Genomic DNA, 22504 nt, shown 5'->3' on the forward strand with positions numbered 1-22504 from the left:
CCTTGCGGCACATAGCGCGGGTCTGCCCATCACACTTTCGATAGCCAGTCACCTGCTCAGCGCAGGCTGCATGGGCACCATGATCCTGGGCATGATTGCGCGAGTCTCTCTCGGCCATAGCGGTCGAGCCTTGCAGGTAGGACGCAGGGTCACTGGCGCATTCGCCCTGGTTATCGCTGCCGCCACAGTGCGGGTGGCGATTCCGCTCTTCTGGCCTGCTTATACACTGCATGGCTGGAACCTCAGCGCGCTTGCCTGGATCGCTGCCTATGGTCTGTTTGTCTGGGTCTATACCCCGATACTGATCCGCCCCAGAGCAGATGGTCGACCGGGTTGATGACTGCGGAACATGTTCAGGGTGTTGCCACCGGATAGTGGATGAGGTTGTGGAAGATCGCCGGGGCTATGCCCAGATTGCGATAACCGTGTGGACGGTCGGCAGCACAACGCACCGCCTCCCCTTGCTCCAGTGAGCGCCACTCCCCTTCCACCAGCACCTCCATCATGCCGCTGATGACGATGACATGCTCGGTCACTCCCGGCTCATGAGGCTCGGATTCACGCTGGTAACCCGGCAACAGGGTCAGCTCAAGCAACTCGAAACCAAACCGGTTTTCATAAGGGAAGAGCGGTGCCACTTGCATGCCCTCTCCCGCTGGCTGCTGGCGAATGGCATCGGCGGTGCGATAGAGCACCTCTGCCTGCGCAGCGGGTATGGGCTCAATGAAACTGGAAAAGGAGACTCGAAACCCGGTGGCTATCTTCCACAGCGTCGCCACCGTTGGGCTGGACTCTCCCCGCTCAATCTGCCCCAGCATCGCCTTGCTGACACCCGTTTCGCGCGCGGCGGCATCCAGGCTCCAGCCGCGCTCGCTGCGCAGCCCCTTCAGTCGAGCAGCCAGATGCTGACTCATCTCTTGCATAACTGCCTCTTTATTACTCTTGCACGATGCACCTTGTGCGCTATAGCGCACAGCGATATAGTCAAAGCTGTATTGTACGTAATAACGCACAGCGCGTCACAACGCCAAGAGGAAGAGTCATGCCCTTCGCCATCCCCCATCTGGTCGCAGGCTTTATCGCCGTGATGGTCGGCTACACCAGCTCCGTCATCCTGATCATCCAGGCCGCCACGGCAGCGGGTGCTGATACTGCCCAAGTCGCCTCCTGGCTCTGGACGCTGGGGATCGGCATGGGGGTGAGCTGCATCGGCCTCTCTCTCTATTACCGCATACCCATACTAACCGCCTGGTCCACACCGGGCGCGGCACTGCTGATCACCACGCTGGGCAACTTCACTCTGGCGGAAGCCATCAGCGCCTTTGTGATCTCGTCCCTGCTGATCACTCTGTGTGGCATTAGCGGCTGGTTCGACCGTTTGATGAAACATATCCCGGCTCCACTGGCCGCCGCCATGCTCGCTGGCGTGCTGCTCAGATTCGGATTGGATCTGTTCAAGGTCGCCCCGCAAGATCCCTTGCTGCTTGGCACCCTGCTGCTGGCCTTCCTGCTGGGTCGTCATCTCTGGCCCCGCTATACCATGGTGTTGGTACTGGGAGTGGGGATGCTGATCTGCAGCGTGCGGGGGGATTTGCAAATGGGCACCCTTCACTGGCAACTCGCCAGCCCGGTCTGGACATGGCCAGCCTTCTCCCTTGATGCTCTGTTTGGTATCGCGCTGCCGTTGTTCATTGTCACCATGACATCGCAAAACATGCCGGGGATTGCCATCTTGCGAGCCCATGGCTATCAGCCTGCCACCTCCTCGCTGATCAGCTGGACTGGCCTGACTGGCCTGCTGCTCGCCCCTTTTGGCGGTTATGCCTTCAATCTGGCCGCCATCACTGCCGCCATTTGCATGGGCAAAGAGGTCGACCCGGATACCAAGCGCCGCTGGCCTGCTGCGGTTTGGGCGGGTTGCTTTTATCTTGTGACCGGCTGCTTCGGCGCAACCGTCGCGGCCCTGTTTAGCGCCTTTCCGGCAGCCCTTGTCACCTGCGTCGCCGGATTGGCCCTGCTAGGTACCATCGGCAGCAGCCTGCACTCTGCCTTGCAACAGGATGAAGCGCGAGAAGCTGCGCTGCTCACTTTTATCATTACCGCGTCCGGGATCAGCCTGCTCGGCATCGCGGCAGCCTGCTGGGGTCTGCTGATTGGTCTGGCTATCTATCAGTTCCAATCATATCGACAAAGGAATCAATTGAACCTCAAACCGTGAACCTCTGCACACTATCCAGATAAAATGATTCACAAGTGAAACTAATTTCCTTCTAGTGGTGCCAGGGCACCAATCTTCCCGGACATGGTGCCCTGTCAGGTTCCATGCAACGGAGAATAAAAATGAAAAATCAGGCTGTCTTGTTACTACTGGCCATACTGGGTGCCACGAGCGTCCAGGCTGCCGATACGGATCGAGAGCTGGCTCGCCAGCTCGCACTTCAGCAGAAAAACCTGCTGCCCCTACTGAGCAATCAGCAATACCAGAGCCCGCTTCCCAACCTGCTGCAGAAGGCCAGCCCGCGCCTTAAGCGGCAGGCGACCGATGCCAACCAGGCGGCCATCAGCCGGCAAGGACTGGATGGCGAGGTCAAGCAACTGATGCAGTTGCGACTGGCCAACACCGATCAGGCCGCAGCACTGCAACAGGGGGTCGAACCGCTGGTCGCCTATGTTCCTAGTGGGGATGAGAAGAGCTGGAGCGCCATTGAAGCGTTCGATAGCGCTGGCAATCCCGTCTATCTGGATGTGGACAAGGCACCGGCCCGGCCGGTTCTGGTAGTCGAAGCCGATCCCGTCAAAGCCAAAAACGCAGGCTTGAAGGTGATGCGCAAGGCGCTGGCCGATGCGGATCTGCAAAGCGCTCCACAAGTGGCGGCCAGCACGGCGCCACTCAAGACCAGTATCCTGAAAAAGATCAGATTGAAGGATGATCAGGAGCCCTGGCTGCTCGGCGCAGCCGAAGTGTATGCGGTGGTCGCAGGGGTCAATCCCAGCCGGGATGAGCCTGTGGTCGATATTGTCGACATGCCCTACCTCGACTATGACAACACAGACTACACCCCCAACCAGATCCTGGTTTACTGGGATCGCTATCGCTGGGGTGCCGTCGATGTGGTGATGATGGAGCAGGATGACAACGTCAACTACAAGGAGCTGAGCGCCCTGCTGATTGAAGCTCTCAAACTCGGCTTTACCGCGGGTGGCGTGCCGGAAGCCCTGCCCTTCCTCGATCTCGGCGGTCGCATCGTCAAGGCACTGCCCGACTCATGGATGACCAACAACGACGACTATCTGGATACCTTCTACACACTGGAACAGGATCAGGTCTATCGCCAGTATCCGGGGGCTGCAGGTAATGCGGTTATCGATCTTGAGCCAAAAGAGATCGCCCCGACCAGACCTTGATAATCGGCCATAACGAAAAAGCCAATGAGCAACTCATTGGCTTTTTGCTTTTATCGCGGTGACCACCGGTCAACCCTTGGGACGAACCCCCAGAGTATGGCAGATGGCATAAGTCAGCTCGGAGCGGTTCAGGGTATAGAAGTGGAAATCCTTCACCCCTTCCTGACTCAGCACGCGCACCTGATCAATGGCGATACTCGCCCCCACCAGATTACGGGTCATCTGATCGTTATCCAGTCCCTCGAAACGCTGATGCATCCAGCGCGGGATCTTCACGTTGGTAAAACCGGCAAACTTGGCCAGGGTCTGGTAGTTGGAGACCGGCAGGATCCCCGGCACGATTTCGGCATCGATGCCGATGGCGGCGCAGCGATCCCGGAAGCGCAAATACGTTTCCACATCGAAGAAGAATTGGGTGATGGCACGGTTGGCACCGGCATCGATCTTGCGCTTGAGGTTGAGCAGGTCGGATTGCGCACTCTTGGCCTCCGGGTGACCTTCCGGATAGGCGGCAACCGAGATATCGAAGTCCGCCTCTGACTTGAGCAGGGCAACCAGATCGGTGGCATACATATCCGGCTTCTCCAACCCCTGCGGCAAATCACCGCGCAGAGCCACGATGTGACGAATACCGCTGTTCCAGTAATCGCGGGCGATGGTGCGCAATTCGTCGCGGCTGGCATCGATACAGGTCAGGTGAGGCGCCGCAATCAGGCCGGTCCGCTCCTTGATGTCCTTGATCACCTTGTGGGTGCGATCACGGGTGCCGGAGTTGGCGCCATAGGTGACGGAGACGAACTTGGGTTCCAGCACTTTCAGCCGTTCGATGGACTGCCAGAGGGTATTTTCCATCCCTTCACTATTGGGCGGAAAAAACTCGAAACTGACCGATATATCGCCATTCAAATCTGCCAAGCTCTGGTTGAGCGCCTCAACCTGACGTGCACTGTGAAATCCCATCTGCTCTTCTCCCTGTCCTGCAATCCATCTGCCTACGTCAAAACGGATGTTTGGACGTCTAAACGTCTTTATATTTATGAGCAAAACGACACAAAGTCAACAGGGATTTACCTCACATCCGATCTGACGAACTTCATATTTACAAAATTAACGGTACGTAACCGAAAAGTGCCCATCCCAAAATCGCCCCAGTCGAGTTATGATGGGGGCAGATCGTCCTGGACGTTCTGAATCTGCGTGTGATTGTTTGGCCGGAGGTTTCTCCGGCCCCTTTTCATCTATTTCCCACTCCTGCCGATAACAGAATGAGTCTTTGCAGGAGCACCATCATGGATACCCACCCCGGCTTTGCCACCGACTTGCTGTTTGATCGCTACCAGGGCGAGGTCATCCAGCATGAGCAGTTTTGGGCGGTTCGCACGCCGGATGCTCCCGACTACTACTTCGGCAACTACCTGCTACTCCCCACCCCGCCCAGCGACCATGACAAAGGCTGGCTGGAAGCCACATTTGATCAGCTGATCGGCCAGGATCCTCGAGTGCGCCACCGCACCTTCCAATGGCCACTAGCAGCCGGGCAAAACAGCCGGATCGCCGGTTTTGTCGCAACGGGATACCAATATATGGAGTGCGTGGTGCTGGCGCTGGATGAGCAGAGCTGCCCACCCCCTCACGACGACATGAACAAGGTTAAGGCGCGTACTTTCACCACTGCTGATTGGCCTGAGTGGCTCGACTTCGAACTCCATGAGCGGGATGAGGGACACTCGGAACAGAGCTATCTCCCCTATCTGCGATCCCGCCAGGCGCTCTATCAGGCCATGATTGCCGATGGTCTCGGGGACTGGTGGGGGATCTGGAAAGAGGGACAACTGGTCGCCAGCTGTGGCCTCTTCTTCTGCGGCACACTTGGGCGCTTCCAGTTGGTACGCACGCACCATGCGTGGCGCAACCAGGGGTTATGCCGCCAGCTGCTGAGTCAAGTGGCTCGCGCAGGATTATCCCGCGCCAAGCAGCTAATCATAGTGGCTGACGAGCATTACCATGCCCAGCGCATTTACCGCTCTCTGGGGTTTGCCCCGGTTGCCCGCATCGGCAGCCTCTGCCGCTGGCCCCACGAAGCACAATAAAGCGATACATACTGGCCACGAGCCATAAAAACGGGAGGCTGATACCTCCCGTTTTTATTGATGCCGATGACCTATTGCTGTGGCTGCTGTGGCGCCTCCAGCTCGTTGGAGAGCGCCTGCTCCACCTCATCCGACGGCGCCGGTAATGGGGCAGCGGCCGCTGATGCGGGTTCTGCGGGAGTCACAGCCGGTGACACCACGGCCGATGTTTCACTGGTCGCGGGAGCTGCGGACACCTCAGTCGTCGGCGCCGAAACAGGAGCAGGGGCAACCGCATCACACTGACAATCCGCGCTCTTGGCCTTATTGCCCTGATGAGGGGCATACCAACCCTTCAAGCCACCTTCCAGTCGATCCGCGGCAGCCTTGGGCTCCATCTTGCCAAGCAGCACAGCCTGACTCACCTCTGCCAGTTCATCCCCCAACTTGGGCGTACCACGGGAGAGGATCTGGGTCGCCACCCGAATGGTCGAGTCACACTGATCGCGCCACTCCATCATCTCTTTGGCCGCCGGATTGGTGACATCGAAAAAGTGGTTGGAGAGGGAGAAGAATCCCGGCAGCGAGTTGGTATAGAGCTCGGCAAATTGCGGCGTCGTCAGCCATTGCAGGAAGGCCATTGCACCCTCTTTGTTCTTGCTGGCCGGATTCATCCCCATACCGATATCGGTGTGGTCGGTAAAGAAACAGCCATCACCCTGTTTGGCCACCGGCGGACGCATGACGCCAAAATCGACCTTGCCGGTGAAGGGGGCAATCTCCCAGGAGCCCGCCACGTAGAAGGCGGCCTTGCCCGAAGTGAACAGCTCGTTACTGGTCGCATAATCGCGGCTCTCGCCACCTTCACCGAGGTAGGAACGCCAGCGGGCCAGCTCGTCGAACACCTTCACATATTGCGGGTTGTCCAGCCGCTCCTGCCCGCCGATCAGTGCCAGACGGCCGTCCTCCCCCTTCCAGTAGTTGGGGCCAATGTTCTGGAACCCCAGTTCGGAGGCAACCCAGCTCTCGGAACCACTCATGGCCAGCGGCACATAGCGACCGTCGGCCTTGATCTTGTCCAGCACGGCGAAGAACTGATCGCGGGTTTGCGGCAAGGTGAGTCCCAACTCACTGAAGATCTTCTTGTTATAGAAGAAGCCATGGATCACCGAGGCCATGGGGACGCAGAAGGTCTGGGCTCCGGAGTCAGTCTGCCACGGTGACTGGGCAAAACTCGGGAAGTTCTCCATCCCTGCCATTTCGGTCAGCTCGGCCAGATGGCCCGCCTTGAACAGGGCGAGCGAGTCATCAAACGGACGACAGGTAATAAGATCCCCCGCCTTACCGCCTTTCAGGCTCTCCCACAGAGTGGGCATGTAGTTGACGTTTTGCACTGGATGAAAACTCACCTTGATGCCGGGATGAGCCGCTTCAAACGCCGGGATAATCTTCTGCTCCCACAACGCCTTGTCATCGGTTCGCCAGCTTTCAATCACCAGCTCGCTGGCCATCAGCTGGCCACACAACAGGAGACTCAGGGCTCCAATCCACTTTTTAGACATAAGCCCTCCTAGACCTTGAAATGTGCGATCAATTGCTGCTGTTTGGCGACCAGGTCGGCCAGCACTTCGCTGCTGCTGGCGGATTCGCGCGCCTCCCGCTCGGTCTCGTATGCCACATCGGCAATACCGGCGATATGACGAGCAACCCCCTGACTGACGGAGATCTGCTCCTGAGCAGCATGGGCCACCTGATCCGCCATCGACTTGATGGCCCCCATCCGATCGGCAATGGATTGCAGCGCCACATCCATCTCGCGGGTCTGCTCGACACAGCTCTGGGTCTGCTCCTGGCTACGCCCCATCACTTCAACCACATGCTTGCTGGAGCTTTGCAGGTTCTCAATCATCCCCTGGATCTCTTCGGTCGAAGTCTGGGTGCGATTTGCTAGCGCCCGTACCTCATCGGCCACCACCGCAAAACCGCGACCGGCATCGCCAGCACGAGCCGCTTCGATGGCGGCGTTCAAGGCCAGCAGGTTGGTCTGCTCGGCAATACTGCGGATCACATCGAGAATGCTGCCGATGTTGTTGCTGAATTCCCCAAGTTTGTAGGTGATCCCGACCGCCTCTTCCATGGCGCCAGCCAGCTGCTCGGTGATCCGGCGAGTGGTGGCCACTTTTTGGCGACCATTGCGCGCCTCTTCATCGGCCAGATCTACTTCCCGCTTGGTGCCATCGGTAGAGCGGGCCACCTCGGTGGCGCTCACTTCCAGCTCGGTAATGGCGGCGGCCACCTGATCGGTCTGGCTCTTCTGCTCCTGTACCCGGGACATGGCCCGTTCGCTGATCTCGGCGGCGCGGCTCGCTTCATCCACCAGATGGCGGGAGCCTGCATTGATTTGAGAGAGCAGCTCGCCGGTCTTGCCCGCCAGCGTATCGATGGAGCGAGAGAGGCTGCCAAATTCGCAACTGCTGCGGTAGTTGATGCGGCGTGTCATGTCGCCGGCCGCCATGTAATCGAGCTCCTTGTTGATCATCTGCAACGGGCGCTGAATGCTGCGCGCCGTGGTATAACCGATCACCAGCGCCGCAGCGGCCGACATAGCGGCAACCACCAGGATCCAGAAGCTGGCACTGCTGACCGCCGCATCGGCGTTAATCCGGCTATCACTGGCGATGGCACCGGCGGACTTGCCCATCTCATCAAGCAAATTGAGGCTGTTGACCAGACTGGCATCCAGCTGCTGATTTTGCGTGGCCAGCGACAGCGCCAGTTGCTGAGCCTGACGCATGGTTGCCAGCAAGCCCTGAGCGCCAAGTGCCAGCTCCTGCATCCGATCGAGATTGGAGACAAACCGCGCTTTCACATCATCGGGCACCAGCACCCGCTCCAACCGCTTGCGGGCCATCTCGATGTCCTTGCTCAACACCTTTTCCAGCTCGTTCAGGTCGGTTTTGGCATCGGCACGGCGGATATTCTTCAGGTCGCGGGCGATACCCGAGGTAATAAGCTCCGCCTTGTTGCGCATGGAGCGCTTGCTGGCGGTCTGTTGCAGCAGCAAATCCGCCGCCCACTGGTAGGTATCCTCAAGGCGGATAAATTCCATCTCCAACTTGTGGCGCTGCTCCAGTGCACTGACCCACTGCCGATGCTGGGCCAACACCTGATCCGCCAAGCCATAAAATTGGGTGGTAGCACTCTCGACCTGCTGGAAGCGGGCACGAGCATCCGCTACGTCGGTAAATTTACCCATCTCCTGACTCAGCTGGGCGAAGCGGTTCTGCTGCTCCTTGAACTGATTGGCCAGCTGCGGCAACTGGGCGGCATCTTCACTGGTGCGGTAGACCAGCACCCAGCGGTTACTATCCTGCAGTGCCCCCTTGAGACCTGCGACAGCAACTACCAGCGGGGTTGCCCGATCAGATACGGCAGAGAGGCCGTCATTTATACCCTTGATTTTAAAGGTACTGATCACACCAAGCAGGATCAGCAACAGCAGCATCAACACGAATCCGGCGATGATCCGCTGCACGATAGATAAGCCCATGGAGACATCCTCACTCATTGGGGGGAAGGTAAAGTGAACATAGTCACTATCGGCAGGGGTGGCGAATAACTGAAATCAAGCGGCAGGTATTTAATTGATTTGTATCGGGTTGGATCACAGTACAGACAAAATCAGCCATACGAAAAAAGCCCGGCACAAGCCGGGCTGAAAGAGACGTACTTTGCTATCTTCCGCGGTCCGTTCAGAACCGCAATCAGAATCATTAGAAGCGGTAGCCAACACCCACCATAAAGGCCATCGGGTCGATATGCGTTTTGAAGGTGCCAACACCATCAACTTTAACATCTGTATCGATATCCATGATCCAGGCTGAACCGTTTACAAACCAGCGATCTGTAACCGCCATATCGATACCGACCTGACCTGCCAGACCCCAAGAGTCGTCAAGGCTGATATTTGCACCATCAAGTGCTCCCACCCCCTTCTCATCAAAGAAGGTGGTGTAGTTCACACCCACACCAACATACGGGCGAACCTTGCTCTGGGCATCACCAAAATAGAACTGGGCCATCAATGTTGGAGGCAGATGTTTAACCTTGGCAATCTCACCAAGATCGCGAGTACTCACTCGATGGGAGAATGGGGTTGCAGCCAGCAACTCAACACCCCAGTTGTCGGTGATCATATAACCGAGGGTCAGGCCAAGCTGTTGGTTGCTGTTAATCTCGAACTCACCGTGACCCGCCACGTCATCACTGCTCTCCTGAGGAGAAACGATGGCCAAACCACCACGAACCAGAATATCACCAGCCTGATGGGCCATGGCGAAAGGAGAGGTCACTGCAGCGGCAATCATCAGAGGAAGTAATTTTTTCATCACGTAATCCCTTTTTTTGTTTTCATTTGATGCTGTAAGCCCGCTGACTATATGCCCTTGTAAATGCAAAGTTATTGATTTGGAGCAAAGGTTGCACAGAAATAAATCGATTGGTGTGACATCTTTTTGCACCCTCCCAATCTCGTTGAGTCCCCAGACAACAAGCTGAAATACCTGTTTAGACAGGTTGTAACTACCCGCATCCAGCGCCAAAAGGAGCAAACAAACCACACCTTATTGCACGGCAGTGCGGCTATTAATTGTTGTTTATATGGGCAAATCAGCGTATTTTTTGCGCCATACAAGTTACTGGGAAGTAATGGTTTATTTATGAAAAATGAGTCGAAATGGCAAAAGGTGGGGGCCTTTCTCGCGGCCGTGTGGGGAATCGGATCCTTTCTCTTTATCCTGCTCGGTTTTATTGTCGCCCTGGCCTATCTGGTATTGGTACGGCAGGGTTAATCCGGGTTGACAGAGTGCAGCAGGGTGATATTCCCCCCTTCAGCAAGCTGCTCCGGAGTCTGGCCCATGCCCTCCGCAGAGAGGGTACCAGCGTAGCCACACCACCGATTTCGCCCGCCGACTTTGGCCTGATACAGCGCCATGTCCGCCAGTTTGAAGCTGTGACTCCAGAATGAATCCGGGTACTCCGGGTGCAACGGATAGCGGCAGAACCCCAGCGACACCGTCAACCAGAGTGGCGCATCCTCTCTGCCAAAGCGGTGCTGAGCGACACGCTGGCGCAGATATTCGACCCGCAACGCCAACTCTTGCTCGTCATCCACTTGTAGCAGCAACAAGAACTCCTCCCCACCCAGCCGGATGATAGGCTCGCGCTCTCCAGTCACCACCTTGCGCAGCAGATCCGCCAACTGTTTCAGCACCAGATCCCCGATGTCATGGCCAAGGCGGTCATTGATCCGCTTGAAATGATCCAGATCCAGCAGCAATAACAGACAAGGTTTGGCCCGGTTGGCCTGCAACCAACCATCGAGATAGCGACGATTGAAACAACGGGTCAAGGGGTCGGTGAATGCAGCCATCTCCATCTGGCTGGATTTTTCCAACAAATCATCGTGTTGCTGACTGACCTTGCTGGCCATCTCCTTGAACTTGCCGCTCAGGGTCGCCATCTCGGCGCTGCTGTCGATATAGGGGATCAAGGTGGCATCTGGCCGATCGCCAAAGCGTTGCAGCGCCGACACCAGCTGCTGCAACGGGGTGAGCACAATGCTGTTGAGCCGGTACATGGCGATCATGACGCAGATAAAACTGATAAACAGCATGCCGATAAAGGTCCAGAGCGCCCCCTCCATGACGCCACTCAAGATCTTTCTCTCCTCCTCAATCACCAGAGTCAGCACCGGCTGGTTATCGCTGTTGTGCAGTCGCACCTCTCCCCTGAGCCGGGTCAGCCCAAGGTCGATCAGACGATACGTTATTTGCGGTTTCAGTGGTTTGAAGGTAGCGGTGACATCCAGATTGGCGTGGGAAATCGCCAGAGGCAGCGCGGTACGCTCCGATACCTGCTCTAGATAGGCCTTGTCGAGCCAACGTACAACCAGCAAGAAACCGTTGAATGGTGCCGACTCGTCACTGTTTCTGATCGGCTGCCACGAGTACATCAGCGGCCCCCACTGGGAAGCACGGATCCCGTGCAGATTGATGCCCCCTTGCGCCACCGAGCGCGCCCTTAACTGCTTTTTCAGTTCATCAAGGAAGTAGGGAAACTGGTCCGGATTGATCCCCGGCGCATCGGGTAGCAGGGTGCGCGTCCAGATTTCGTAGCCGGTGAGATCCATGAAGCTCATCAGGTTGAGACTAAAATCCCTCATCGGCATATCACTGAACAGGTTGGATTCGATGTACGCCCTGCTTTTGTTGTCCATAAAACGGTGACTGTCATCCCAGATGCCCCAATCCCGACTGAATGCATCCAGAGCGGCCACATCCGCCTGCACCGCCTTGGTCACGCGCAGCAGATGCTCCTTCATTCGCTGCTCTTCAATCCGGCTGGCAGCCGGGATCTGGGCCCACGCCAGCAGGACCAGCAATAGCAGGATCGCCCCCAGCCAGATGGGGAACATGGAGTAAGCTAACTGATGATCAATCGTGCGCGGAGCCTGAGCCATAACCCGATATATCCATTACCATGATGCTGAGATGCCAAGCCTGCCCACACTTGACGAGCTTCCCCCTATGCTCCCGATTTTTATAACAAAAAGGGGCCAAAGGCCCCTCGATTATAACGGCTTATCGCGCCAATAGCGGTCGTAAAAAACGAGCTGTATGAGACTCTTTATTGGTGCAAATCTCTTCCGGCGTCCCCGTCACCAGAATGCGGCCACCACCGGCGCCGCCCTCCGGTCCCAAATCGACGATCCAGTCGGCAGTTTTTACCACATCCAGATTGTGCTCGATGATGACGATGGTGTTACCGCGATCCCGCAGCTGGTGCAGCACCTTGAGCAGTTGCTGGATATCGTGAAAATGCAGCCCGGTGGTCGGCTCATCCAGAATGTATAGAGTCTGACCGGTATCCCGCTTGGAGAGCTCGCGCGCCAGCTTGACCCGCTGCGCCTCGCCGCCCGACAAGGTAGTAGCAGACTGGCCGAGACGGATATAGGAGAGGCCCACGTCCATCAGGGTCTGCAGCTTGCGCGCCACTGCCGGCACCGGATCGAAGAACTCGCGAGCATCTTCCACCGTCATCTCGAGGATTTCGTGGATGTTCTTGCCCTTGTACTTCACCTCCAGGGTCTCGCGGTTGTAGCGCTTGCCCTTGCAGACGTCGCACGGCACGTAGACATCCGGCAGGAAGTGCATCTCCACCTTGATGACGCCATCCCCCTGGCACGCCTCGCAGCGGCCCCCCTTCACGTTGAAGGAGAAGCGGCCCGGCTGGTAGCCGCGCGAACGCGCCTCCTGGGTGCCGGAGAGCAACTCGCGGATCGGAGTGAACAAACCGGTATAGGTGGCCGGGTTGGAGCGCGGGGTACGACCGATGGGACTCTGGTCGATATCCACCACCTTGTCCAGATGCTCCAGCCCCTCGACGCTGCGATAGGGCGCCGGGGTGGACTCGGTGGCCTTGTTGAGCTCGCGATGAGCGATGCGGAACAGGGTGTCGTTGATCAGGGTCGACTTGCCGGAGCCGGAGACGCCAGTGACGCAGGTCATCACCCCGATGGGCAGATCAAGATTGACGTTGCGCAAGTTGTTGCCGCTTGCCCCCTTGAGTTTCAACCACTTGCCGGTGAGCGGCGTGCGCTCGGCCGGAATGGCGATCTGCTTGCGACCGGAGAGGTAGTCACCGGTCAGCGATTCCGGATTGTCGATAATCTGCTGGGGGGTGCCCTGCGCAACAATCTCGCCACCGTGTACACCCGCCCCCGGGCCGATATCCAGCACATGGTCGGCGAGGCGGATGGCATCCTCGTCGTGCTCCACCACGATCACCGTGTTGCCGAGATCGCGCAGATGGGTGAGGGTCTTGAGCAACCGCTCGTTGTCGCGCTGATGCAGACCGATGGAGGGCTCGTCCAGTACGTACATGACGCCCACCAGCCCGGCCCCGATCTGGCTCGCCAGTCGGATGCGCTGCGCTTCGCCGCCTGAGAGGGTCTCGGCACTGCGGGACAGGCTCAGGTAGTTGAGACCGACGTTCACCAGGAAGCCGAGCCGCTCGACGATCTCTTTCAAGATCTTCTCGGCAATCTGGGCGCGCTGGCCAGTGAGGTTAAGCCCCTCGAAGAAGGCGAGCGCATCGCCGATGGACTGCTCGGCGATGGCCGGCAGGTTGCGGTTGTCGACGAAGACGTGACGCGCCTCCTCCCGCAGTCGGCTGCCGCCGCAGCTGGTACAGGATTTGTTCGCGATATATTTGGAGAGCTCTTCACGCACCGAGTTGGATTCGGTCTCCCGGTAGCGCCGCTCCATGTTGTGCAGGATCCCCTCGAACGGGTGCTTGCGCACCACAACGTCGCCGCGGTCGTTCATGTAGCGGAACTCGATCTCGGTGCGACCGGAGCCGCGCAGGATCACCTCCTGGGTCTTGACCGGCAGATCTTCCCACGGCGTCTCCAGATCGAACTTGTAGTGCTCGGAGAGGGATTTCAGCATCTGGAAGTAGTAGAAGCTGCGCTTGTCCCAGCCACGGATGGCGCCGTTGGCCAGACTGATGGCCGGATCGCCGATCACCTTGGCAGGATCGAAATATTGCTGCACCCCGAGGCCGTCACAAGTCGGGCAGGCACCGGCCGGATTGTTGAAAGAGAAGATGCGCGGTTCCAGCTCCGACATGGAGTAGCCGCACTCTGGGCAGGCGAAGTTGGCGGAGAAGGTCATGGGGGTGACGCCCTCCTCCCCGTCCATCGGCACTACCAGCACTATGCCGCCGGAGAGGGTCAGCGCCGTCTCGAACGACTCGGCCAAACGCAAGGCAAGGTCCTCGCGCACCTTGAAGCGATCCACCACCACCTCGATGGTGTGCTTCTTGTGCAGCTCCAGAGTCGGAGGATCGGAGAGGTCGCACACCTCGCCGTCGATACGGGCACGGATGTAGCCCTGGGCCGCCAGATTCTCCAGCAGCTTGGTGTGCTCCCCCTTGCGATCACGCACCACCGGGGCCAGCAGCATCAGCTTGCTCCCCTCCGGTTGGGCCAGCACCTGATCCACCATCTGGCTGATGGTCTGGGCGGCGAGCGGAATGGCGTGAGTCGGGCAGCGGGCTCACCGACCCGGGCAAACAGCAGACGCAGGTAGTCGTAGATCTCGGTGATGGTACCGACGGTCGAGCGCGGGTTGTGGGAGGTGGACTTCTGCTCGATGGAGATGGCGGGCGAGAGCCCCTCGATATGGTCGACGTCCGGCTTCTCCATCAGGGAGAGGAACTGGCGGGCATAGGCGGAGAGGGACTCAACATAGCGGCGCTGTCCCTCGGCATAGAGGGTATCGAACGCCAGAGAGGATTTGCCCGAACCGGAGAGGCCGGTGACCACGATCAGCTTGTCGCGGGGCAGGGTCAGATTGATGTTCTTGAGGTTGTGGGTGCGAGCACCCCGGACCACGATCTTTTCCATCTTGTTGCACGCTCGATACAGAAACCTGAGCGAGTCAGTATGGCATAGAGACTACTGGATGAATAGACAGGCATTATCTATCGCCGTTATCCTTTTTTACGATGGATAGCCCCTTCGTCACACCCTGACCAAGGCGGCGAGTTTGCCCCCAATCCACACCAGCAAGCGCTCGCCCGCAGAGTGATCAACTGTTACTATTGGGGGCTAAACCTGAATCAGAACACGCGAAACGAGCACTCTGATTGCTGCAACGGTTATAGAAAAACCATGCTGTTCAATATGATAACGACATGGTCATGAAAAAAGCGCGGTAACTTATTTAGTGGGTCCAGGCCTTGCCTGACCGGAATATAAAGGTGGAAGAGAGATTATGGCCAGTCGAGGCATCAATAAAGTCATTCTGATCGGTAACCTCGGGCAAGACCCGGAAGTACGCTACATGCCGAGTGGCGGTGCTGTGACCAACATTACTCTGGCTACCTCCGAAACCTGGCGCGACAAGCAGACCGGTGAGCAGAAAGAGCGTACCGAATGGCACCGCGTCGTCTTCATGGGCAAGTTGGCCGAAGTGGCTGGCGAGTACCTAAAGAAGGGCTCCCAGGTCTATGTGGAAGGCAAACTGCAGACCCGTAAATGGCAAGATCAGAGCGGCCAGGAGCGCTACACCACTGAAGTGCTGGTCGACAGCTTCACTGGCGTGATGCAGATGCTGGGTGGTCGTCCGCAAGGCGGTCAGGGCATGGGCCAGAACATGGGTGGCCAATCCCAGGGTAGCTGGGGTCAGCCGCAGCAGAGCATGCCTGCCCAGCAGCCGATGAATCAGCAGCGCCCGGCACCGGCTCCGCAGCAGAATATGCAGCCGCAAGGCGGTTATGGCCGTCCTGCCCAGCAGCCGCAATCTGCGCCGCCGGTATATAACGAGCCGCCGATGGATTTCGACGACGATATCCCGTTCTAAGAACAGAATATTGAAAAGGCCCTGATAACTCAGGGTCTTTTTTTATGCACTCAGGCTGAACCTCTCAGCCCGAAAGGGATATAACGCTTTATGGTTGCCTCCCCTACAGTGATGGATATCCTCCACAGGAGCGCTTTGTGAAAAGTGCAATGAAACTGCTCACCCCTTTATTGCTAATGCTGACCAGCATGCTCTCCGGCCAGTTGCTGGCAACGCCACTCAAGGTCGGGGTCAGCTTTGCCATCCCCCCTTATGTCATCGAAAGTAATCAGCGTGGCATTGAGCTGGATCTGCTGAAAGAGGCGTTCGCTGGCAGCGGCTATGAGCCCAGCTTTGAATTTCTGCCACTGGAGCGTACCTTCCGCCTGTTCGAGTCAGGAAAGCTGGATGCCATCATCAACGTCAGACCCGGTATGGTTGATCCTCACGTTCTGACCCAGCCAGTTATCACCTTCCATAACCGGATCTTCACCCTGCGCAGCACCCACATCAGCACTCTGGACGACCTGCATTCAAAACGGGTCACCGCCTTTCAACGGGCAAGGATCATTCTGGGGGGCGCGTTCGCCACCATGGCCAACCAGAATCCCCACTATGAGGAGGTAGCCAAGCAGCAGGTGCAGGTACATCAGCTAATGCGCGGCAGGGTAGATGCCGTCGTACTGGAGGAGCGGGTGTTCTACTACTACCTCGACCAGCTGATTGCCACCGCCCAGGCAGGCGAGCACTACGAGCGCAATCAGGTCAGGCAAGCAGACCTCTTCCCGCCCACCGTCTATCACTTTGCCTTCCGAACGGCCGATGCTCGCAATCTGTTTGATAAGCGCCTTGAGGCGATGCGTCAGGATGGTCGTTATCACCAGATTTTCGCGGCTTACGGCGCCACGCCGTGAGCCACAAACATAAAAGCCAGCCGGTAAGGGCTGGCTTTGTACTGGCTCCGAAGGAACAGCAGTAGGGGAGCGTTACTTCATTGCGCTGCCGTTTTTCAGTTCTGCTTTCTGACGTTTGGCTTCGCGTTTCTCTTTCAGTGACATCTGCGGTTTTTTCTTGGCATCTTTGCCGTTGTGATGTTCTTTGTTACTCATCATCAAACTCCAAAAATGTTACCCAGACAGTTGGTTCCTCATGGGAGCCAGCATGCCATCCGAATCATCAACTTCAGTACGCTTGGTGGGATGGTGCAAGACCATCACCAGACCCAGCATACCCTCCAGCGGCATCCGGATCCAGCCTCATTCTCGTCCAAAAGATGTCGCGCGCAGCCCCTTGAGAGGGGAGGCCAAACGACCTCGACAGGAAAGACCCAAAAAGAGTAATTCGCATTATTAAATGTTGTCACGCTTATATTAAGTCATCGTTGGCTAGATATTTTCACGGAGAAATATAAATCCCTCTCATTATTTATTGCCGCGCAAGAGGTCACCATTTTAATAAGCATTCGCAATATCATCGGAAACATCAGGTTACAACACCGAATAGGTTATTTCCGGTCAGCCGGATATAATACGCGCCGCACCGAAATATCCGTTTTTATTCAGGAAGCTGTGACATGAACAGAAAAACCAGAGCCGCCATGGTGTCGGTCTGCTCCAATATCAGTCTGATCATCATGAAAATGGTGGCCGGGTTCGCCAGCGGCTCGGTCAGTATCATCTCGGAGGCGATCCACTCCGCCATGGATCTGGTGGCGGCCCTGATCGCCCTGTTCGCGGTGAAAAAGTCCGATCTCCCGCCTGATGAGCGCCACCCCTATGGTCACGACAAGATTGAAAATGTCTCCGGCGTCATCGAAGCACTGCTTATCTTGCTGGCCGCGAGCTGGATCATCTTCGAAGCCGTCGACAAGCTGATCACCCCCAGCCCCATCGAGAGCATTGGCTGGGGCGTACTGGTGATGGTGATCTCGGCGCTGGTCAACAGCGGCGTCTCTGCCTACCTCTACAAGGTGGCCCGAGAGGAGGAGTCGGTCGCGCTGGCTGCCGATGCGCTTCATCTCAAGGCGGACGTGCTCACCTCCACCGGGGTCGCCGTCGGTCTTGGCGGGATCTGGCTGGCCGGTCTGTTCGGCCATTCACTCGCCATCCTCGACCCGATGGTCGCCATTGCGGTCGCCATCTTTATTGTCAGAGAGGCGATCAGCATGCTCAACGAGGCCTTCCAGCCGCTGATCGACCAGAGCATGAGCCCGGAAGAGCTGGCAATGACCAGCCGCATCATCACCGAATGCTGCCCTGCTGCCAGCGGTTTTCACGATCTGCGCAGCCGTCGTGCCGGTCGTCGTCGCCATATCGACTTCCACCTCACCCTGCCCCCGGAGATGAGCATCGGCGAAGCCCACGATATCTGTGATCGCATCGAACACGCCATCATGGAGCAACTGCCCCACGCCATCGTGCTGATCCACGTCGAGCCGGAGGAGCAAGAGCTGCCCTCACCGCTCGCCATAAATTGAAATGTGGCAAACAGGCGGGAAAGTGGCCGCGAAATAACAGAAAGTTGGCACAAACCCGCATTTTTACTGCCGGAAAGCCGATTGCATAAGAAGTGATCGGCACAACTGTGTTAGGGTGTCTAACCACCCTGCCGCAGGAGCGCGCCGTGAAAAAGCTGGAAATGAAAGATCTGACCGAGGCCGAAAAAGCCGAGATAGCCTTGTTATTGCAAAAGGCACAAGCCAATGCAGACCACCAGCTGACCAACGGAGAGCGGAACAAGATCCGCGAAGAGGGTCGCCTGAAAATTGTGGCCGACCGCGCCGAAGCGGCCAAGGCAGCCTCCAAGCTGGCTCGCGAGAAAGCCAAAGAGCGTGCCAAGAATCAGGTACTGCCGGAAACCTTCAGCTGGATTGATTCGGTCAGCAACAAGTTTCGCAGCAAGCGCTGATCCCTTCTTGCAAAACGCCCGCTGGCACTTGGTGCATGCGGGCGTTTGCATGTCTGGGCGATGCTCGATGCGCCAGATTTGGCGCTGCCATTGATTTGCCGCTCAGAAGCTAATCGCAGCAGCAAAGAAGTGATTTACATTGTGAGTTAGAGAGAACGACAACTGACAATCCCCATCTATCGCCAGCTTTTCATTTTTTCTCATATTTTTTGCCAGAACTGGCTACATAGTCAGGACAAAAAAGCCGAATCTGGCTTGCCACAGGGTGATATGAGTCTGCACTGATTTTTCTATGCCGTTGAAATGCATCATGTTTACTATAAAAAATGATATTTTTGGCTGTTACAAAACATTAATATCGAGATAAAGTTTGCTTTAAAAATGAGAGCGTGTTTTAATCTTTCTCGATGGTTCGGCAGTTCAGACCTGATTATGTTAGGCAGTCATTTTAGTAAAGCAGTGATTAGCATAAGCGTTATCCTCGGATAATTCTTATCAAATAATTCTCCTTCTTTAGTGCTCCCCATACGTATTGCTGACGAAAAATCAAAAATTGCCATTTAGGTGGCATTCAACACTATTTAAGGAAATTATTATGTCTAACAAAATGACTGGTACCGTTAAGTTCTTCAACGCTGAGAAAGGTTTTGGTTTCATCTCCCCGGCTGACGGCAGCAAAGACGTGTTCGTACACTTCTCCGCTATCCAGTCCACCAGCTTCAAAACCCTGGACGAAGGTCAGCGCGTTGAGTTCACCATCGAGCAAGGCCAGAAAGGCCCGGCTGCTGCCAACGTAGTTGGTCTGTAATTCAAGCCGGAGCATGCTGCTGATGGCTTATGCCAACTGCTGACAGCTCTGCAAGAATTTAAAAAAACCCGCTTCGGCGGGTTTTTTGTTTTTCCCCGCTTTTTCCTCACTGATCTCCCCTCCCCCAACCGCTTGATCCCTGCCTTACACGCTCTCACCGCTTGAGTCTCACAATGAGCTCCGAATGGACTCAAAATGTAAAATAGTGACGAAAAAGTCAGGTTATCCGCTGTATTTGCCGCGAATTCTTGCTATTTTGCGCGCCACCAACGCAAACGATTTCCTTCACACTTTCAGGATTAGTTATGGCAAAGCAAGATATGGCCGCCCAAACAGGGACAGGCGGCTTTCTGGACTCTTATTTTTCCATTTCTGCGCGCGGCAGCAGCGTGCGCCAGGAGCTGGTCGCGGGGCTGACCACCTTCCTGGCGATGGTCTACAGCATCATAGTGGTGCCGAACATGCTGGGTGCCGCCGGCTTTGAGCAGGGCCCGGTGTTTGTGGCCACCTGCTTGATCGCCGCCTTCGGCTCCCTGCTGATGGGGCTGTGGGCCAAGCTGCCAATGGCTATCGGTTGCGCCATCTCCCTCACCGCCTTTACCGCATTCAGTCTGGTACTGGGTCAGGGACTGAGCATTCCGGTCGCGCTGGGCGCCATCTTCCTGATGGGTGTGCTGTTTACCCTGATCAGCGTCACCGGCGTGCGCCAGTGGATCCTGGATAACCTCCCCTCCGGCATCGCTCACGGCACCGGCATCGGTATCGGTCTGTTCCTGCTGCTGATCGCCACCAACGGCGTCGGCATGGTGATCAAGAACGAAGGGGCCGGTTTGCCGGTTCAGCTGGGTGAAGTGACCGCCTTCCCGGTCATCATGACGGTGCTGGGTCTGGCCGCCATCTTCGGTCTGGAGCGTCGCAAGGTGCCAGGCGGAATCCTGATGGTGATTATCGCCATCTCCATCCTCGGCCTTATCTTCGACCCGAAAGTGACCTGGCAGGGCTTCTTCGCCATGCCGAGCCTGACTGGCGAGAAAGGCTCTCTGGTAGGCAGCATGGATCTGCTGGGCGCCCTCAATCCGGTAGTCATTCCGACCGTACTGGCGCTGGTGATGACCGCCGTGTTTGACGCCACCGGCACCATCCGTGCCGTGGCCGGTCAGGCAGGCCTCATCAACGAACGTGGCCACATCATCAGCGGCGGCAAGGCCCTGACTGCCGACTCCGTCAGCAGCATGGTGGCAGGCGCCGTAGGTGGTGCTCCGGCTGCCGTCTACATCGAATCCGCCGCAGGCACCGCGGCCGGTGGCAAGACCGGTCTGACCGCCGCGCTGGTCGGCGTGCTGTTCCTGCTGATGATCTTCCTCTCCCGCTCAGCTATCTGGTACCGGCTTACGCCACCGCACCAGCCCTGATGTACGTCGGTCTGCTGATGCTGGGCAACGTCACCAAGCTGGACTTCAGCGACTCGGTCGATGCCCTCGCCGGCATGCTGTGCGCCGTCTTCATCGTGCTGACCTGCAACATCGTGACCGGTATCATGCTGGGCTTCGTGGCGCTGGTCGTTGGCCGCATCTTCGCTGCCGAGTGGAAGAAGCTGAACATCGGCACCGTCATCATCGCCCTGGCGCTGGTGATCTTCTATGCCGGTGGCTGGGCCATCTAACCCGTCCGTTTTATTCCGGTTATAGCGAAGGGCCCTGCGGGGCCCTTTTTCATGGCTGTGAGTCAGCTAACAGTTTCCCGCCCGCCAGCCCTGCGCCGTTTCAGATTGAAACACCCATACCCCTTCTGCTGTTTCAAATCCGAACCAAATCGCCCGTCATTTTTATCCCTTTTTCTGTCGTTAGACTGGCTCCATCAACCATTTGCCCACCCGAGCGGTGGCAAGCCAAGGAGTGAGCCATGAAGAAACTGATCGATGCCGTCGATGCCGTGGTCCGTGAACAACTGATGGGGATGGCAGCCGCCCACCCGGAGCTCAAGGTACGTATCGAACCCCACTACATCACCCGCGCCGACTCCCCCGTGATGGGCAAGGTGGCGCTGGTCTCCGGCGGTGGCAGCGGCCACGAGCCGATGCACGGCGGGCTGGTGGGCAAAGGGATGCTGGATGGCGCCTGCCCGGCGAGATCCCTTCCCCACCCCGGATCAGATGTACGAGTGCGGTCAGGCCGTTGATGGCGGCGCGGGCGTGCTGTTTCTGGTGAAGAACTACACCGGCGACGTACTCAACTTCGAGACCGCGGTCGAGCTGCTGCACGGCGACGGGGTCAAGGTGGGCTTCGCCCTGATCGATGACGACGTGGCGGTCAAAGACAGCCTCTACACCGCCGGTCGCCGTGGGGTTGCCACGACCGTGCTGTGCGAGAAGCTGGTCGGTGCCGCCGCAGAGGCGGGCTACGATCTGGCGCGCTGCGAGGCGCTGGCCCGTCGCATCAACAACCAGAGCCGCACCATAGGCGTGGCCATGCATGCCTGCACCGTGCCGGCCGCAGGCAAGCCCTCCTTCACCCTGGCGGACAACGAGCTGGAATTCGGCGTCGGTATCCACGGCGAACCGGGCATCGAACGTCGCCCCTTCACCGACCTCAATACCCTGGTGGACGACATGTTCAGCGAGCTTGCTGACAACACCCCCTATGGCCGCACCCTGCGCCACTGGAATCGCACCAGCGGCAGCTGGCAGGAAGAGCACACCTTTATCGAACCGCTCAACAAGGGCGATCGGGTGATCGCGCTGGTCAACAGCCTGGGCGGCACCCCCATCTCCGAGCTCTATGGCGTCTATGGTCGCCTTGCCACCCTGTGCGAAGAGGCGGGCATCCATCTGGTGCGCAACCTGATCGGTCCCTACTGCACCTCCCTCGACATGACCGGCATCTCCATCACATTGCTCAAGGTGGATGACG

16 protein-coding genes and 3 pseudogenes (1 of these 19 running past the window's edge) are annotated in these 22504 nt (G+C 57.5%); 11 read left to right on the forward strand and 8 right to left on the reverse strand.

The genetic code is table 11. From position 1 onward, the window contains the following. Positions 1 to 337, forward strand: the final stretch of a protein-coding gene (locus ACTG1K_RS21970; RefSeq protein WP_425854709.1) for an NnrS family protein. It extends 860 nt beyond the left edge of the window; 337 of the gene's 1197 nt are visible here — the last part of the coding sequence; the start codon falls outside the window, past its left edge; its stop codon occupies positions 335 to 337. 16 nt (positions 338 to 353) lie between these two features. Here the strand turns inward: ACTG1K_RS21970 and ACTG1K_RS21975 are convergent, their stop codons facing one another. After that, positions 354 to 923 carry a helix-turn-helix domain-containing protein gene (locus ACTG1K_RS21975; protein WP_440004673.1) on the reverse strand — a complete coding sequence of 190 codons (570 nt, stop codon included), beginning with the start codon at positions 921 to 923 and terminating at the stop codon, positions 354 to 356. A 119-nt stretch (positions 924 to 1042) separates the two neighbouring features. On the opposite strand from ACTG1K_RS21975, the gene ACTG1K_RS21980 reads away from it, so the two are divergent. Further along, on the forward strand, positions 1043 to 2218 hold the full coding sequence (locus ACTG1K_RS21980) for a benzoate/H(+) symporter BenE family transporter (protein ID WP_440004674.1): 1176 nt from the start codon (positions 1043 to 1045) through the stop codon (positions 2216 to 2218). A gap of 122 nt (positions 2219 to 2340) precedes the next feature. After that, the gene (locus ACTG1K_RS21985) at positions 2341 to 3405 is read left to right on the forward strand and encodes a DUF3103 family protein (protein WP_425854706.1); all 1065 of its coding nucleotides are present in this window, start codon (positions 2341 to 2343) and stop codon (positions 3403 to 3405) included. Positions 3406 to 3474: 69 nt separating this feature from the next. On the opposite strand, the gene metF is transcribed toward ACTG1K_RS21985, so the two are convergent. Then, positions 3475 to 4365 carry a methylenetetrahydrofolate reductase gene (gene metF, locus ACTG1K_RS21990; RefSeq protein ID WP_005340191.1) on the reverse strand — a complete coding sequence of 297 codons (891 nt, stop codon included), beginning with the start codon at positions 4363 to 4365 and terminating at the stop codon, positions 3475 to 3477. Positions 4366 to 4694: 329 nt separating this feature from the next. Between metF and ACTG1K_RS21995 the strand changes: the two genes are divergently transcribed. Next, entirely contained in the window at positions 4695 to 5495 is an 801-nt protein-coding gene (locus ACTG1K_RS21995) for a GNAT family N-acetyltransferase (protein WP_330125708.1), read from the forward strand. A 71-nt stretch (positions 5496 to 5566) separates the two neighbouring features. On the opposite strand, the gene ACTG1K_RS22000 is transcribed toward ACTG1K_RS21995, so the two are convergent. The 5 genes and pseudogenes from ACTG1K_RS22000 to uvrA all read right to left on the reverse strand — a co-directional run bounded on the left by ACTG1K_RS22000 (position 5567) and on the right by uvrA (position 14943). Then, complete coding sequence (locus tag ACTG1K_RS22000) at positions 5567 to 7036, reverse strand: ABC transporter substrate-binding protein (protein WP_257688022.1); 1470 nt, start codon at positions 7034 to 7036, stop codon at positions 5567 to 5569. Positions 7037 to 7044: 8 nt separating this feature from the next. Beyond that, the gene (locus ACTG1K_RS22005; RefSeq protein ID WP_005341553.1) at positions 7045 to 9024 is read right to left on the reverse strand and encodes a HAMP domain-containing methyl-accepting chemotaxis protein; all 1980 of its coding nucleotides are present in this window, start codon (positions 9022 to 9024) and stop codon (positions 7045 to 7047) included. Positions 9025 to 9247: 223 nt separating this feature from the next. After that, the gene (locus ACTG1K_RS22010; protein ID WP_440006778.1) at positions 9248 to 9862 is read right to left on the reverse strand and encodes an OmpW family outer membrane protein; all 615 of its coding nucleotides are present in this window, start codon (positions 9860 to 9862) and stop codon (positions 9248 to 9250) included. Positions 9863 to 10320: 458 nt separating this feature from the next. Then, positions 10321 to 11994, reverse strand: a complete 1674-nt coding sequence (locus ACTG1K_RS22015) for a diguanylate cyclase (RefSeq protein WP_440004675.1) — start codon at positions 11992 to 11994, stop codon at positions 10321 to 10323. A 121-nt stretch (positions 11995 to 12115) separates the two neighbouring features. Continuing rightward, a pseudogene (uvrA, locus tag ACTG1K_RS22020) lies at positions 12116 to 14943 on the reverse strand (excinuclease ABC subunit UvrA). A 370-nt stretch (positions 14944 to 15313) separates the two neighbouring features. On the opposite strand from uvrA, the gene ACTG1K_RS22025 reads away from it, so the two are divergent. Both ACTG1K_RS22025 and ACTG1K_RS22030 read left to right on the forward strand, forming a co-directional pair. After that, the gene (locus ACTG1K_RS22025; RefSeq protein WP_058059298.1) at positions 15314 to 15901 is read left to right on the forward strand and encodes a single-stranded DNA-binding protein; all 588 of its coding nucleotides are present in this window, start codon (positions 15314 to 15316) and stop codon (positions 15899 to 15901) included. A gap of 149 nt (positions 15902 to 16050) precedes the next feature. Then, a complete protein-coding gene (locus ACTG1K_RS22030) occupies positions 16051 to 16794 on the forward strand; it encodes a substrate-binding periplasmic protein (protein WP_270820893.1) in 744 nt (247 codons plus the stop codon). A gap of 72 nt (positions 16795 to 16866) precedes the next feature. On the opposite strand, the gene ACTG1K_RS22035 is transcribed toward ACTG1K_RS22030, so the two are convergent. After that, a complete protein-coding gene (locus ACTG1K_RS22035) occupies positions 16867 to 16989 on the reverse strand; it encodes a hypothetical protein (protein WP_005306071.1) in 123 nt (40 codons plus the stop codon). Positions 16990 to 17453: 464 nt separating this feature from the next. On the opposite strand from ACTG1K_RS22035, the gene ACTG1K_RS22040 reads away from it, so the two are divergent. From ACTG1K_RS22040 to dhaK, 5 genes and pseudogenes are all read left to right on the forward strand, one after another. Further along, the gene (locus ACTG1K_RS22040) at positions 17454 to 18356 is read left to right on the forward strand and encodes a cation diffusion facilitator family transporter (protein WP_440004676.1); all 903 of its coding nucleotides are present in this window, start codon (positions 17454 to 17456) and stop codon (positions 18354 to 18356) included. A gap of 146 nt (positions 18357 to 18502) precedes the next feature. Further along, a complete protein-coding gene (yjbD, locus tag ACTG1K_RS22045) occupies positions 18503 to 18787 on the forward strand; it encodes a DUF3811 domain-containing protein (protein ID WP_005340165.1) in 285 nt (94 codons plus the stop codon). 595 nt (positions 18788 to 19382) lie between these two features. Further along, complete coding sequence (cspE, locus tag ACTG1K_RS22050; RefSeq protein WP_005316548.1) at positions 19383 to 19595, forward strand: transcription antiterminator/RNA stability regulator CspE; 213 nt, start codon at positions 19383 to 19385, stop codon at positions 19593 to 19595. Positions 19596 to 19900: 305 nt separating this feature from the next. Then, positions 19901 to 21258 (forward strand): annotated as a pseudogene (locus ACTG1K_RS22055) (NCS2 family permease). Between the two features lie 239 nt (positions 21259 to 21497). Further along, positions 21498 to 22504 (forward strand): annotated as a pseudogene (dhaK, locus tag ACTG1K_RS22060) (dihydroxyacetone kinase subunit DhaK); the annotation flags it as partial.

The organism is Aeromonas sp. 102P (assembly GCF_051920345.1).
Lineage (GTDB): Bacteria > Pseudomonadota > Gammaproteobacteria > Enterobacterales > Aeromonadaceae > Aeromonas > Aeromonas veronii.

What these genes read in the sequence shown, in the direction of transcription:
- ACTG1K_RS21975 (WP_440004673.1), bottom strand. Translation starts at nt 923, where the DNA reads ATGCAAGAGATGAGTCAGCATCTGGCTGCTCGACTGAAGGGGCTGCGC.
- ACTG1K_RS21995 (WP_330125708.1), top strand. Translation starts at nt 4,695, where the DNA reads ATGGATACCCACCCCGGCTTTGCCACCGACTTGCTGTTTGATCGCTAC.
- ACTG1K_RS22025 (WP_058059298.1), top strand. Translation starts at nt 15,314, where the DNA reads ATGGCCAGTCGAGGCATCAATAAAGTCATTCTGATCGGTAACCTCGGG.
- metF (WP_005340191.1), bottom strand. Translation starts at nt 4,365, where the DNA reads ATGGGATTTCACAGTGCACGTCAGGTTGAGGCGCTCAACCAGAGCTTG.
- cspE (WP_005316548.1), top strand. Translation starts at nt 19,383, where the DNA reads ATGTCTAACAAAATGACTGGTACCGTTAAGTTCTTCAACGCTGAGAAA.
- ACTG1K_RS22000 (WP_257688022.1), bottom strand. Translation starts at nt 7,036, where the DNA reads ATGTCTAAAAAGTGGATTGGAGCCCTGAGTCTCCTGTTGTGTGGCCAG.
- ACTG1K_RS21985 (WP_425854706.1), top strand. Translation starts at nt 2,341, where the DNA reads ATGAAAAATCAGGCTGTCTTGTTACTACTGGCCATACTGGGTGCCACG.
- ACTG1K_RS22040 (WP_440004676.1), top strand. Translation starts at nt 17,454, where the DNA reads ATGAACAGAAAAACCAGAGCCGCCATGGTGTCGGTCTGCTCCAATATC.
- ACTG1K_RS22015 (WP_440004675.1), bottom strand. Translation starts at nt 11,994, where the DNA reads ATGGCTCAGGCTCCGCGCACGATTGATCATCAGTTAGCTTACTCCATG.
- ACTG1K_RS22030 (WP_270820893.1), top strand. Translation starts at nt 16,051, where the DNA reads ATGAAACTGCTCACCCCTTTATTGCTAATGCTGACCAGCATGCTCTCC.
- ACTG1K_RS21980 (WP_440004674.1), top strand. Translation starts at nt 1,043, where the DNA reads ATGCCCTTCGCCATCCCCCATCTGGTCGCAGGCTTTATCGCCGTGATG.
- ACTG1K_RS22005 (WP_005341553.1), bottom strand. Translation starts at nt 9,024, where the DNA reads ATGGGCTTATCTATCGTGCAGCGGATCATCGCCGGATTCGTGTTGATG.
- ACTG1K_RS22035 (WP_005306071.1), bottom strand. Translation starts at nt 16,989, where the DNA reads ATGAGTAACAAAGAACATCACAACGGCAAAGATGCCAAGAAAAAACCG.
- ACTG1K_RS22010 (WP_440006778.1), bottom strand. Translation starts at nt 9,862, where the DNA reads ATGAAAAAATTACTTCCTCTGATGATTGCCGCTGCAGTGACCTCTCCT.